Annotated in this window: 14 protein-coding genes; 6 read left to right on the top strand and 8 right to left on the bottom strand. The window is 63.1% G+C overall.

The window, feature by feature from the left end:
- Nucleotides 1-9: 9 nt before the first annotated feature.
- The 6 genes from AC1DQ3_RS02650 to uraH form a co-directional block, all read right to left on the bottom strand.
- The gene (locus AC1DQ3_RS02650; RefSeq protein WP_477118621.1) at nt 10-1,260 is read right to left on the bottom strand and encodes an efflux RND transporter periplasmic adaptor subunit; all 1,251 of its coding nucleotides are present in this window, start codon (nt 1,258-1,260) and stop codon (nt 10-12) included.
- Between the two features lie 308 nt (nt 1,261-1,568).
- The gene (locus AC1DQ3_RS02645; protein WP_477118620.1) at nt 1,569-2,009 is read right to left on the bottom strand and encodes a YMGG-like glycine zipper-containing protein; all 441 of its coding nucleotides are present in this window, start codon (nt 2,007-2,009) and stop codon (nt 1,569-1,571) included.
- Nucleotides 2,010-2,160: 151 nt separating this feature from the next.
- Nucleotides 2,161-2,724 carry a lipid-binding SYLF domain-containing protein gene (locus tag AC1DQ3_RS02640; protein ID WP_477118619.1) on the bottom strand — a complete coding sequence of 188 codons (564 nt, stop codon included), beginning with the start codon at nt 2,722-2,724 and terminating at the stop codon, nt 2,161-2,163.
- Nucleotides 2,725-2,903: 179 nt separating this feature from the next.
- Nucleotides 2,904-3,290 (bottom strand): response regulator transcription factor, encoded by a 387-nt coding sequence (locus tag AC1DQ3_RS02635; protein ID WP_477118618.1) that lies wholly within the window; start codon nt 3,288-3,290, stop codon nt 2,904-2,906.
- Nucleotides 3,291-3,724: 434 nt separating this feature from the next.
- A complete protein-coding gene (locus AC1DQ3_RS02630) occupies nt 3,725-4,927 on the bottom strand; it encodes a urate hydroxylase PuuD (RefSeq protein WP_477118617.1) in 1,203 nt (400 codons plus the stop codon).
- Nucleotides 4,928-4,957: 30 nt separating this feature from the next.
- Nucleotides 4,958-5,311 carry a hydroxyisourate hydrolase gene (gene uraH, locus AC1DQ3_RS02625; protein WP_477118616.1) on the bottom strand — a complete coding sequence of 118 codons (354 nt, stop codon included), beginning with the start codon at nt 5,309-5,311 and terminating at the stop codon, nt 4,958-4,960.
- A gap of 314 nt (nt 5,312-5,625) precedes the next feature.
- On the opposite strand from uraH, the gene AC1DQ3_RS02620 reads away from it, so the two are divergent.
- From AC1DQ3_RS02620 to AC1DQ3_RS02600, 5 genes are all read left to right on the top strand, one after another.
- Nucleotides 5,626-6,369 (top strand): GntR family transcriptional regulator, encoded by a 744-nt coding sequence (locus AC1DQ3_RS02620; RefSeq protein ID WP_477118615.1) that lies wholly within the window; start codon nt 5,626-5,628, stop codon nt 6,367-6,369.
- A 150-nt stretch (nt 6,370-6,519) separates the two neighbouring features.
- Complete coding sequence (locus AC1DQ3_RS02615; protein WP_477118614.1) at nt 6,520-7,926, top strand: nucleobase:cation symporter-2 family protein; 1,407 nt, start codon at nt 6,520-6,522, stop codon at nt 7,924-7,926.
- Nucleotides 7,927-7,975: 49 nt separating this feature from the next.
- A complete protein-coding gene (puuE, locus tag AC1DQ3_RS02610; protein WP_477118908.1) occupies nt 7,976-8,926 on the top strand; it encodes an allantoinase PuuE in 951 nt (316 codons plus the stop codon).
- A 19-nt stretch (nt 8,927-8,945) separates the two neighbouring features.
- On the top strand, nt 8,946-9,464 hold the full coding sequence (gene uraD / locus AC1DQ3_RS02605; protein WP_477118613.1) for a 2-oxo-4-hydroxy-4-carboxy-5-ureidoimidazoline decarboxylase: 519 nt from the start codon (nt 8,946-8,948) through the stop codon (nt 9,462-9,464).
- A 180-nt stretch (nt 9,465-9,644) separates the two neighbouring features.
- Nucleotides 9,645-10,730, top strand: coding sequence for a porin (locus AC1DQ3_RS02600; protein ID WP_477118612.1), 1,086 nt, complete (start codon nt 9,645-9,647; stop codon nt 10,728-10,730).
- Between the two features lie 105 nt (nt 10,731-10,835).
- Here AC1DQ3_RS02600 and AC1DQ3_RS02595 read toward each other — a convergent pair whose 3' ends face one another.
- Both AC1DQ3_RS02595 and AC1DQ3_RS02590 read right to left on the bottom strand, forming a co-directional pair.
- Nucleotides 10,836-11,312 carry a hypothetical protein gene (locus tag AC1DQ3_RS02595; RefSeq protein WP_477118611.1) on the bottom strand — a complete coding sequence of 159 codons (477 nt, stop codon included), beginning with the start codon at nt 11,310-11,312 and terminating at the stop codon, nt 10,836-10,838.
- 39 nt (nt 11,313-11,351) lie between these two features.
- A complete protein-coding gene (locus AC1DQ3_RS02590) occupies nt 11,352-11,498 on the bottom strand; it encodes a hypothetical protein (protein ID WP_477118610.1) in 147 nt (48 codons plus the stop codon).
- A 149-nt stretch (nt 11,499-11,647) separates the two neighbouring features.
- Between AC1DQ3_RS02590 and AC1DQ3_RS02585 the strand changes: the two genes are divergently transcribed.
- Nucleotides 11,648-11,893: a hypothetical protein gene (locus AC1DQ3_RS02585; RefSeq protein WP_035859483.1), complete on the top strand. Its 246-nt coding sequence runs from the start codon at nt 11,648-11,650 to the stop codon at nt 11,891-11,893.
- The last annotated feature ends 131 nt before the right edge of the window (nt 11,894-12,024 follow it).

The following is a 12,024-nucleotide window of genomic DNA, read 5'->3' as shown; positions in this document are numbered from 1 at the left end:
CCTGCCCGGTCAGTTCGTCACGCCAGGGGCAGACTGGCGCTGCGACAGGGTCTGCCCTTCACTGTGCTGTTCCACGGCGGCATTCTTGGCGGGCGCCTGGGTAATCTTCAGCGGCGTATCGGCGATGACGCGGATCGCGCCGTCGACGACGATCCGCTCGCCCGGCTTCAGGCCCTCATTGATGAACCAGTCTTCGCCGTGCCACGCCCCGGCTTCGACCACCCGTTGATGGCCTTTCGCGTCTTTGTCGACGACCCAGACGAAATGGCTCTTCGAACCCTGCAACACCGCACGACGTGGGACGAGGATCGCATTCGGGCGCACCGCGCCCGCAACGCGTGCGCGCACGAACTGTCCGGGACGCAGGGTGCCTTGCGGGTTCGCGAACGAAGCCCGCACGAGGAACGTGCCGGTCTGCGTATTGAACGCCGGATTGGTGAAGTTGATGTGACCGCGCCCCGGAAACTCGGTGCCGTCGGCAAGGATGACGGTGACCTCGAAGTCACTGTCGGGGGGAAACCTGATCTGGCCTTTGGCCTCCTGGTCGCGGTATGAGAGCAACTCGTTCTCGGAGATGCTGAAGTTCACCCACATCGGATCAAGCTGGTAGACGTAGGTAAGCAGCCCCGATGCGCTCGCCGTCACGTAGCTGCCGTCCTGCTGCCTTGCAAAGCTCGACAAGCCCTTCAGCGGGGACTTGATGGTCGTGTAGCTCAGGTTGAGTTCCGCGGTCCGGACCTGGCCTTGGGCGGCGATCACGGCGGCTTCCGCCTCCTTTTCGTTACCCGTTGCGTTATCAAGGTCCTTCTGGCTGAGTGCGTTCTGGGCGGCGAGCGGAACCACGCGTGCGAGATTGGCCTTGGTCACGGTAAGCCTGGCCTGCTGCTGCGCGAGCTGGCCCTTGGCCGACTGGAGCGCCGCTTCGAATGGCGCTTTATCCATCAGGAAGAGCGTCTGCCCGGCCTGCACCAGCGACCCCTCGGTATAGACGCGCTTTTCCAGGAAGCCATCGACGCGCGCGCGAATCTCGACCTCGCGTGAGCTTTGCGTCTGGGCGGTGAACTCGTAGTCGACCGGCGTATCACGCTGTGTGACAGTCATGACCGTCACGTCAATGGGCGCGCGCGGCAACTCGTTCGCCGACTTGTGGCAGGCGGCAAGCAGCACTAACGTCGTGCTGGCCAGCGCGCACAGCAAGCAGGCGCGGCTACGCGCGCGCCTGGAACCGACGGCTACGATCCGCGAAGATGAAATCGCCATGTGAGTCTCCCATTGGGAACTCGGACTCGTGGAACACTAAGCAGGCACGCCCGGATCCGCGGCCGGCTACGGCGGTATGCAGTAGCCAGACAGCGCGTGCACGCTTGCGCGATTCACCAGCGCCAGTGGCATCGCGCCGTGGATTTTGTCGAGCGCAATTGCGCACGCGAGACTGAGCCATACGGTCGCACACGCGCCTCGCCTTGGTTTCGTCGTCATCTTTGGATTCCCAACTGTCCTGCCCTCTGCCCTCTGCCCTCTGCCCTCTGCCCTCTGCCCTCTGCCCTCTGCCCACTACCCACTATCCACTACTGCACCGAATACCCCCTGCCCGTCATGCACGCCGCCACCGCCCGGTTGAACGTGGCCATCTGCTGGGCGGCCTGTTGCTGGCCCGCTTGCTGCTGTCCGGCCGTAGCCTCGTTGCTGCGGCGCTGGCGTATGCCGCCGGCGGCTGTCCCCGTCACGGCACCAATCGCCGCACCCTTCCCGGCATCGCCTGCGATCGCACCAATCGCCGCACCTGCGGCGGCACCACCGGCCGCGCCCCGGAGCCGGCCGCCTTGCTGCGGCGGCGCGCTCGGTTGACCGGATTGCTGCGCAATGGCGACCGGATCCACCCCGGTGTTCTGCTTCGCCCACAGCTGGCATTCGGCGGTGTCCGAGTTTTGCTTCTGCGCCCCCTGCCCTTTGGCGGGATAGAAGATGGGTTGCTGCGCGACGGCAGCGCACGCCAGGGCGCACATCATCAGGCCTATCGAGACTCGCTGCATTTGATGCATCGCTTGAGACTCCCCCCTCCACTGCCCCGATCACGCGAACCTGGCGCGTGCCGCGCCTGACAGGCACGACACGCGCCAGCTGAAATGGGCGCCGGGCCGACCGGCGCCATCAACCGTTTCAGCGATTGAGCTTGGTGATCTTCTGGCCCTGCACACCCATGCCGGCCATCAGCCCTTGCTGCCCAAAGATGAATGCGTAGACATCCGATTTCAGCGTCGTGGTGGTCAACGATCTCCCCATGCCCTCATCCACCACCACGATGCTCGGACCGACCCCCACCGACCACCCGTCGCTGCTGGCGAGATAGCTCTGGGCTGAGTCGGTCATGAGGAACATGGCCTCAGAGAAGGTCTGGACGCCTGCCTGCAGGCCATACGAAAGCGCCGTGGCGTTGTAATAGCCAAGCACGGTTTTTCCGTCGGGACCGAACATCACCCCGTTGCCACCCTGCGCGCCCACGAGAAAGCCAGCCTTCATGATGTCCGGGAACACAAGAATCGCCGTCGCCTTCTCCATGAGTTCCTTGCTCTTCGGTGTCGTGTCATTCAGTTTTTGCAGGGCCGCACGTGCGCTCGCTTCCAGTTGCGGGTCGCCTCCCACGGACGAAGTCTTCTGCGTCGAGCAGGCTACCGCCACCAACAGGAGCGGTATCGCGAGAATGAGCCGAAGGTTCTTGATCATGATGCGTGCTCCATTCAGAAAATGACGACATGGTGACATGGTGTAAAAGCGCATTCCAAGCGCGTTCCCGCTCAACGTTCTTCCCGGGTTGGATTCATAGTGATATCCGGACCCCGCTAAAACAATGGGACTTTGGTCCAATAGCCGCTCGCCGACCGCTCGATCCCGGTTCGTGCATCTCACGTACCGGGAGGCGGACTGATGGCCGTACGCACGGCCTTGATCAGAATCTCATCGTTGAACGGCTTGCGCAGATAGGCGGCAGCGCCCGCCGCCAATGCCTGCTCGCGCACGCCGGCTTCGTCATGTGCCGTGATGAAGATCACAGGGATGCCGCTGCCCGCGAGCCGCCGCTGGACCTCCAGCCCGTTCAGGCCAGGCATCTGTATGTCAAGCACGACGCAGTCCGGGCGATACGACGGTATGGAATCGAACATGTCCAGGAATTCGTCTCCCGTCTTGAACGTTTCCGATGACAGCCCGATGGAACGTAGAAGCCTCTTGATGGCGCGACGCACCGATTCATCGTCATCCACCACTGCGACGAACGGCTTGACTTTGCTCATGGCGAAATTCCCCATAGACGCACCTCAGGGCCCACCTGATTCGACGCTCAATCTAGACTACGACAGTTGGATGGCAGCAGGTATTGGACTTTGGTCCAACGTCGCATGCGCAGGCGTGCGCCCTGCGGGCGCCACCAGCACTGCGGCGCATTGCGGGTCGACCGGGGGAACGCAGGATGCCGGCCGCCGGCAGCATGACCAGCGTGGCGCGTGGCCTGTCGGCCTGTCGGCCTGTCCGGCGCGGATATCCAGAATCTCGCCAACTACAAGCGAATCTGCAACAAGCCCTTGGCTCGCCGGGCAAAAACAAAAAAAGGGGCATGCGCCCCGTTCAAACCCTCGCCAGGCCGGACCTCCGGCCCGCAAGCGGCACGGCCACCGGAGCGTCGATCACCGATGCCCGGTCAAGGGGGATCCGCGAGGATCCCCGTCAATCAGTTAGTGGTCTTGGCGCCGGACTCGAACCACTGGCCCAGCAGCGCCCGCTCGTCATCCGTGATCTGCGTGACATTGCCAAGCGGCATGGCCTTCTGCTGCACCGCTTGCTGATAGATCAGCTGCGCGTGCGCCTTGATCTCGTCGGCCGTGTCCAGCTTGATGCCCTTGGCGGCCGTCGGCATCAGCTTCGGCGCGGCGGCATGGCACTGGATGCAACGCGAGTTGATGACTTCCTGCACCTTGGTGAAGCTGACCTGCGTGGCAGCGCCATCCTTGTTCGCCATCGCCTCGCGCGGCTGCGGCGCGATCATGACCGCAACCACGGCCAGCACCGCGACACCGGCAGCCGGCCAGGCCACGTTGATCCTGCCCTTGTGCTTCAGGATGAAGAACTGGCGGATCAGCACGCCGGCCAGCATGATCAGCACCAGCGCTGCCCAGTTGTACTTGTAGCTGTAGGTCATGCTGTAGTGGTTCGACAGCATGGCGAACAGCACCGGCAGCGTGAAATAGGTGTTATGCACGCTGCGCTGCTTGGCGTTCTTGCCATGCACCGGATCCACCGGCTCGCCGGCGCGCAGCGCGGCAACCACCTTGCGCTGCCCCGGGATGATCCACACCAGCACGTTGGCGCTCATGATGGTGGCGATCATCGCGCCGGTCAGCAGGAACGCGGCGCGGCCCGCGAACACATGGCAGGCCACGTAGGCGGCCAGCGCGACGTAGATCGCCACCAGGATGCCGACGGTGCGGTCGCTCTTGCCGAACACGCGGCAGATGCAGTCATACACCACCCAGCCCACGGCCAGATAGGACAGCGCAAACCCGATCGCCGCGCCCGGCGACATGTCCATCACGTTCTTGTCGATCAGGAACGTGCTGGCGTTGAACAGGTACAGCACCACCAGCAGGCCGAAACCCGTCATCCAGGTGGAATACGACTCCCAGTAGAACCAGTGCAGGTTCTCCGGCAGTGTCTTGGGCGCGGTCAGGTATTTCTGCGGGTTGTAGAAACCGCCGCCGTGCACCGCCCACAGCTCGCCGCCCACGCCCCTCTCCTGCAGGTCGGGATCATCGGGACGGGTCAGGCTGTTGTCGAGCCAGACGAAATAAAACGAGGACCCGATCCACGCGATGGCGGTGATGACGTGCACCCACCGCAGCAGCATATTGGCCCAGTCGAGGATATAGCCTTCCATGTCTTGTCTCCTTGATTGCCCGTACCGCGCTCAACTGCCGCGGTAGGTCGAGTACGACCAGGGGGAGACCAGCAGCGGCACGTGGTAGTGCGCGGCGGTGTCGGCAATGCCGAAACGCAGCGTCACCACGTCCAGGAAAGCCGGTTCGGGCAACTTGGTCCCTTGCGCGCGGAAATAATCGCCGGCGCCGAATTCGAGTTCGTACACGCCTGCCGCCATGGTGTCGCCATCCAGCAGGGGCTGGTCGCAACGGCCATCGTGGTTGGTGACGACTGTCTTCAGCGCCTCCTTGTGATTGTCGACAATTTTATGCAGGGTAATCGACATGCCGGCACCGGGGGTGCCGGCTGCGGTGTCGAGTACATGCGTGGTCAAGCGTCCCATCCTGTTCTTCCTTAGGGCTTTGGGTTGTGAGAGGCGCCGCTGCCTTCACTAGCACCATTTGTGGGAATGGTGCCCGCTCGGTACGTATTTCTAACGCATCCCGGCGCTGGACTGGTGCAGGGCGACAATGCTTTGCACCGGACCGTATGGCAACTCGGGAATTACCCTGAGTTGTCGAAAACCTAGCTCGGTTTTGTTGACAATATTGCCGCCACAACCAAATAATTGTCAACAATTTTTGGGGTACGCCACCTGGCTTTAGCCGCTTAGCGGTGGCGCGCCGATCCCCTCCTCACCGATACGCTGGTGCCAAGATGTCCAAGAGTCTCAAGCTGATCGCCGGTGCCAATGACACCGCCGCCCCGACCGAAATCAAGCCCGCCCGCAAGGGCTCCGTCGAGGAGCGCATGTATCACGAGATCTATGACGCGATCATGGAGCACCGGCTGCCGCCGCGCACCAAGCTGACCGAGCTCTCGCTTTGCGAAATCTATGCCACCGCGCGCCACACCGTGCGCAAGGTGCTGGCGCACCTGGCCGCCGACGGCATGGTCGACCTGGAACCCAACCGCGGCGCCTTTATCGCCAGCCCGTCCACCGACGAAGCGCACGACATGTTCGAGCTGCGCCAGATGCTGGAGCGCGCGGTGCTGGAGAAGCTCGCCGGGATGCGCGACGTCAAGCGCGTGATCGCGCCGCTGCGCAAGATGGTGGAGGCCGAACGCGAGGCCTTTCGCACCAACGCGCGGCCCAAATGGATCCGCCTGTCGGCCGAATTCCATACCGCGCTGGCCGAGCTTTCGGGCAACGCGCTGCTGGTCACCATGATGCGCCGGCTGGTGTCGCGCACCACGCTGATGATCGCCAGCGTCGAGGCGCCGGGCAATAACGCCTGCTCCTTCGATGAGCACGAAGAGATTCTTGATGCACTGGAACAAGGCGATGCCGCCCTCGCCCAGAGCCGCATGGCGCACCATCTCGGCGCCTGCGCCGACCGCGTCCAGCCCGACGAACCCGGTAATTTCGATCTTCGCAGCGTGCTGGGTCACTCCACCTAGCAAGTTGTTCCCGCTGCCATCCAGCGGCCAAGGCCTGATTCCTGCTAATGAGAAACGCGTCCCCGATGAGGCGCGCCGCCGGAATCACATACCGAGAGCCACCCCGCCCGGCAGCGTTCCCATCAAATCCAATGGAGAGGAGACACACTCATGACTAGCGCCAGCACCACGGTCCCCACGGATCTGACCAACGAGCGGCTGCCTTCGGGCCGGCTGCTCGCGCTCGGCCTGCAACACGTTCTGGTGATGTATGCCGGTACCGTCGCAGTGCCGTTGATCATCGGCGGCGCGCTCAAGCTGCCCAAGGATCAACTCGCCTTCCTGATCAACGCCGACCTGTTCGCGGCGGGTCTCGCCACGCTGGTCCAGGCCTTCGGCTTCTGGAAGTTCGGCATCCGCATGCCGGTGATGATGGGTGTGACCTTCGCCTCGGTGGCGCCGATGATCGCCATCGGTTCCGATCCCAACGTGGGCCTGCTAGGCATCTACGGCGCGGTGATCGCCGCGGGATTGTTCGGCATTCTGGTGGCGCCACTGATGGGGCGCATGCTCGGGCTGTTCCCGCCGGTGGTGACCGGCACGGTGATCACGCTGATCGGTGTGTCGCTGATGGGGGTGGGGATCAACTGGGCGGCCGGCGGCCAGCCCACCACGCGCGCCGTGATCGACGGCGTGGTCAAGGATGTGCCTAACCTCGCCTACGGCGACCTCGGCAGCCTCGGTATCGCGGCGCTGGTGCTGGTGGCGATCCTGCTGCTGAGCAAATACGGCCGCGGCCTGATCGCCAACTGCGCGGTGCTGCTCGGCATCGTGATCGGCACCCTGGTGGCGATGGCGCTGGGCAAGGTCTCGTTCGAAGGCATCAATGAAGCCAGCGCGATCGCGTTTGTCACGCCGCTGCATTTCGGCATCCCAACCTTCGACATTCCCGCCATTCTTTCGATGTGCGTGGTGATGATGATCACGCTGGTGGAATCGACCGGGATGTTCCTCGCGTTGGCCGACATCACCGGCAAGCGCCTGTCCAATAAAGAGCTGACCCGCGGCCTGCGCGCCGACGGCCTGGGCACCGTGATCGGCGGGGTGTTCAACACCTTCCCCTACACCTCGTTCTCGCAGAACGTGGGCCTGGTGACCGTGACCGGCGTGCGTTCGCGCTATGTGGCGGCGGCCGGCGGCATCATCCTGATCGCGCTGGGCCTGTTCCCGAAGATGGCGCACATCGTGGCCTCGGTACCGCAGTTCGTGCTCGGCGGCGCCGGCATCGTGATGTTCGGCATGGTGGCAGCCACCGGCATCCGCATCCTCGGCTCCTGTGACTTCAACCGCAACCGCTTCAACCTGTTCATCGTCGCCATCGCGATCGGCTTCGGCATGATCCCGACGCTGGCGCCGACCTTCTTCCAGTACCTGCCCAAGTGGACCGGCCCGTTCACCCACAGCGGCATCGTGTTGGGAACCATCGTCGCGGTCGTGCTCAACCTCTTCTTCAACGGCATCCAGTCGCGTGAAGAGGCGATGCGCAACGCCGCGGCCAACACGCACGGCACGGAATAAGTCCAGCCGGCGGTGGCCGGCACAGTTCTCCTGAAAGATCATGACCCTGATGACAAGCAACAACTATCCACGCGACCTGATCGGCTACGGCAGCCAGCCGCCGCACGCCCGCTGGCCGGGCGGCGCGCGCATTGCGCTGCAGTTCGTCCTCAACTACGAAGAGGGCGGCGAGAACAATGTGTTGCATGGCGACGCCGGCTCCGAGCAATTCCTGTCGGAGATCATCGGCGCGGCGGCCTATCCGGAGCGCCACATGAGCATGGAGGGCGTGTACGAGTACGGCTCCCGCGCCGGGGTCTGGCGCATCCTGCGCGAGTTCGAACAGCGCGGGCTGCCGCTGACGATCTTCGGCGTGTCGATGGCATTGCAGCGCCACCCCGAGCTGACCCGCGCGTTTGTCGAACTCGGCCATGAGATCGCCTGTCACGGCTGGCGCTGGATCCACTACCAGGGCATGGATGAAGCCACCGAGCGCGAGCACATGCGCATCGGCATGCAGATCATCAAGGAACTGACCGGCTCGCTGCCGCTGGGCTGGTACACCGGCCGCGACAGCCCCAACACGCGCCGCCTGGTGGTGGAACACGGCGGCCTGCTGTACGACTCGGACTACTACGGCGACGACCTGCCCTTCTGGACCGAGGTGGAAGTCACCGGCGGCGAGAAGAAGCCCCACCTGGTGGTGCCCTATACGCTCGATTCGAACGACATGCGCTTCGCCACGCCGCAAGGCTTCAACACCGGCGAGCAATTCTTCCAGTACCTCAAGGACGCCTTCGACGTGCTGTACGCCGAAGGCGACCCGCAGGGGCTCGACCAGCCGAAGATGCTCTCGGTCGGCATGCACTGCCGCCTGCTGGGCCGGCCGGGGCGCATGCGCGGGCTGCAGCGCTTCCTCGACCATGTGCAGGGCCACGACAAGGTCTGGATCTGCCGGCGCGTGGATATCGCGCGCCACTGGGCCGAGACCCATCCCCACACCGCAAAGAAACACGCTTAAACCGGGCATCAGCCAAGCCATGAGCAATCCATACACTCTCGATCAACTCAACACCCTGCCCACCGCCGACTTTATCCAGGTGCTCGGCGGCATCTATGAACACTCCCCGTGGGTGCCCGAGGCCGCCGCCGCGCAGCGCCCCTTCGCCAGCGCCGCCGCACTGGCCGATGCCATGCGCGCCATCGTGGACGGCGCGGGCGACGCTGCCCAGCTCAAGCTGGTGCGCGCCCACCCGGAACTGGCGGGCAAGGCCGCCGTGCGCGGCGAACTGACCGCCGAGTCGACCCGCGAGCAAAGCGGCGCCGGCCTCGACCAGTGCTCCGCCGAGGAATTCGAGCAACTCCAGACGCTCAACCGCCGCTATAACGAGAAATTCGGCTTTCCCTTCATCCTGGCCGTGCGCGGCTACGACCGTGCCGGCATCGTCGGCGAATTCGCCAGGCGCGTGGACAACGATCCGGCAACGGAGTTGCAAACGTGCATCAAACAAATCCATCGGATTGCACAGTTCCGCCTGAACGACTTAGTATCCGGCTGAGCAAAAAAAGCAGCTTGCATTCCCCATTATTGCTGTAGCAGGCAATGCCCGGGGCCGAGCCGCCCGGGCATTGCCGAAACGAACAATTCGAACAATTCGAACAATAAGAAAAATACAAATAGAACCCGCCAGGGGCCAGTACGCAACAAGCGCAACGGATCAACCACGGAGAACTCACCAATGCACAAGCAGATCAAGCCGGCCCTGAAGCTGGCAGCGCTGTCCGCCGCCCTTTTCAGTGGCGCGGCCATGGCGCAGTCCAGCGTCACGCTGTACGGCCAGGCCGACATGTTCGTCGGCGGCGTCAAGAACGCCGGCGACGCCAGCACCGCCTATGTGGCCAATTCCGGCGGCATGCAAACCTCGTACTGGGGTATCAAGGGCACCGAAGACCTCGGTGGCGGCACCAGGGCCATCTTCGACCTGAACGGATTCTTCCGCACCGACACCGGCTCCCAGGGCCGCTTCAACGGCGACTCGATGTTCAGCCGCAATGCCTTTGTCGGCCTGGAGAGCGACAAGCTGGGCACCATCAAGCTGGGCCGCAATACCACGCCCTACTTCGTGTCGACCATCCTGTTCAACCCGCTGATCGACTCCTACGTGTTCTCGCCGATGGTGTACCACACCTACTTCGGCGCCGCCACGTCCACCGTGACCGACCCAGGCATCATCGGCGATTCGGGCTGGAACAACTCGCTGCTGTACTCCACGCCGAACTTCGGCGGCCTGACCGCCAACGTGATCTACGCCTTCGGCGAGAAAGCAGGTTCCAGCGGCCAGAACAAGTGGGGCGGCAACCTGACGTACTTCAACGGCCCGTTCGCAGCCACGCTGGCCTTCCAGCAAGTGAAGTTCGACAACACGCCGGGTGACGTCACCGCCTCGAGCAACCCGATGCTGACCGGTTTCAACAAGCAGAACGCGGTGCAGGGCGGCGTGACCTACGACTTCAAGATCGTCAAGCTGTTCGCGCAAGGCCAGTACATCAAGTCGGACATCAACAACAACCCCAGCGGCAACATCAAGCACACCAACGGCCAGGTCGGCGTTTCGGTGCCTGTCGGCGCCGGCAGCGTCCTGGCGTCCTACGCCTACGACAAGACCAGGAACTCGGTCTCGGACTTCAAGCGCAACACGGTGGCGCTTGCTTACGACTACAACCTGTCCAAGCGCACCGACGTCTACGCCGCTTACTTCTACGACAAGATCACCAACCTGTCGCACGGCGACACCTTCGGTGTGGGCCTGCGTCACAAGTTCTGACGCTTTTCCCTTGTCAACGGGATTTGATACCCGCCCTTGTGGCGGGGTTTTTATTTATTTCACCGTGACAGCTTTCGGCCGTTGAGCGCATCGAACAACCAGCGATTAAACATTAAACAGGCGCTCGGGCAACATGAGCCGCACAGCCGGAATAAGGTTAACGTGCCGAAGTTCCTCGTCAGGCCGGTAATGGCCACTGCTATGGTTCCAGGACAGAAGCCGGCCAGCGTCGAAACGCAACATGCCGGCAAAAAGCACATCCCCCCGGTCGGTGAGCGACGTATGCCCGTGTATCTGGAACGGCTCGGGCAAAAATAGCCCGCCACAATAAATCCGGCCCGGGTCGTCCGCCAGGATGACAAAGATGAATTTGCCATGAAGGGGCGGTACTTCAGGGGTCACCCAGTTCGTTCTCAGCAGGTGATAGTGGTCGCCACCCGACCTCTGAAGCTCGAAAAACTCCGGCCCCCGGGCTGGCTTTTGCGCAGAGCTGTACCAGAGGACCGGAACCGGTCTCATCTGCTGCCGGGCGGCAAACACGCGTTCGATGCGCTCCTGCTGGGATGCTGAGAGCGGGGGCATGGCGGCTTCCTTGTTTGATGACGAGGAAGGCACATACTATCATCCGCCCTGAATGTGGTTCAGGCCCGCGCGTTTCAGGATCATTGGCCTGAAAACGATTAAGGTGGTGCCGTGCACGATCGCACCGGCCTTGTTGGTGCTGGCCGTTTTCGCCGTGCAACCAGCCTTGGCGATGCCGCGTCGCAATATCGATTTGCTGCGATGCGATAGAGACAGACTACCGGCCATCCGGGATCGAAAGCCGCAACTTAATAGTCCGATTCAATTGGCGGCGGCGCCCATGCCCGCATAGATTAAGAATCCAGGCAACGAGACGGCAACGGACGAGGTGATACATGCGTCGTGATGCAAAGACCCGGTCGGAGTTAATGGCCATCCTGAACCAGTTCCTCAACAACAATCCCGAGTGCGGCGAATGCGAGCTTCACGCCATGCGTGGGCACCAGCCCGACCACACTGGTTGCAACTGGAGCGCGGAAGTCGATTTCCCGCGTGAGCCCGATGATCACCTGCCAACCCGGCTGGCAGCGGCGAAGTCCATCATCGTCGTGATGCGCGAGCAGTACAACCTGCTGCAATGATGCAGCAGGACCGATAGGACAGCTTTTCCGGGCCGGCGGAACTGCAGCACAAGCCGGTCACAAAAAACGGGGCTCCCACGGAGCCCCGTTTTCATTGCGCGATGCCTGGCGGCATGCCCGCACACGGGCGA

Source organism: Cupriavidus sp. 01T418 (assembly GCF_056398885.1).
The sequence above is the reverse complement of the archived record's forward strand: the minus strand, read 5'-3'. Positions and strand labels throughout refer to the sequence as shown.

Excerpts from the sequence above, each read along its gene's own strand:
- AC1DQ3_RS02650 (WP_477118621.1), bottom strand. The coding sequence starts at position 1,260 with ATGGCGATTTCATCTTCGCGGATCGTAGCCGTCGGTTCCAGGCGCGCG.
- AC1DQ3_RS02645 (WP_477118620.1), bottom strand. The coding sequence starts at position 2,009 with ATGATGTGCGCCCTGGCGTGCGCTGCCGTCGCGCAGCAACCCATCTTC.
- AC1DQ3_RS02640 (WP_477118619.1), bottom strand. The coding sequence starts at position 2,724 with ATGATCAAGAACCTTCGGCTCATTCTCGCGATACCGCTCCTGTTGGTG.
- AC1DQ3_RS02635 (WP_477118618.1), bottom strand. The coding sequence starts at position 3,290 with ATGAGCAAAGTCAAGCCGTTCGTCGCAGTGGTGGATGACGATGAATCG.
- AC1DQ3_RS02630 (WP_477118617.1), bottom strand. The coding sequence starts at position 4,927 with ATGGAAGGCTATATCCTCGACTGGGCCAATATGCTGCTGCGGTGGGTG.
- uraH (WP_477118616.1), bottom strand. The coding sequence starts at position 5,311 with ATGGGACGCTTGACCACGCATGTACTCGACACCGCAGCCGGCACCCCC.
- AC1DQ3_RS02620 (WP_477118615.1), top strand. The coding sequence starts at position 5,626 with ATGTCCAAGAGTCTCAAGCTGATCGCCGGTGCCAATGACACCGCCGCC.
- AC1DQ3_RS02615 (WP_477118614.1), top strand. The coding sequence starts at position 6,520 with ATGACTAGCGCCAGCACCACGGTCCCCACGGATCTGACCAACGAGCGG.
- puuE (WP_477118908.1), top strand. The coding sequence starts at position 7,976 with ATGACAAGCAACAACTATCCACGCGACCTGATCGGCTACGGCAGCCAG.
- uraD (WP_477118613.1), top strand. The coding sequence starts at position 8,946 with ATGAGCAATCCATACACTCTCGATCAACTCAACACCCTGCCCACCGCC.
- AC1DQ3_RS02600 (WP_477118612.1), top strand. The coding sequence starts at position 9,645 with ATGCACAAGCAGATCAAGCCGGCCCTGAAGCTGGCAGCGCTGTCCGCC.
- AC1DQ3_RS02595 (WP_477118611.1), bottom strand. The coding sequence starts at position 11,312 with ATGCCCCCGCTCTCAGCATCCCAGCAGGAGCGCATCGAACGCGTGTTT.
- AC1DQ3_RS02585 (WP_035859483.1), top strand. The coding sequence starts at position 11,648 with ATGCGTCGTGATGCAAAGACCCGGTCGGAGTTAATGGCCATCCTGAAC.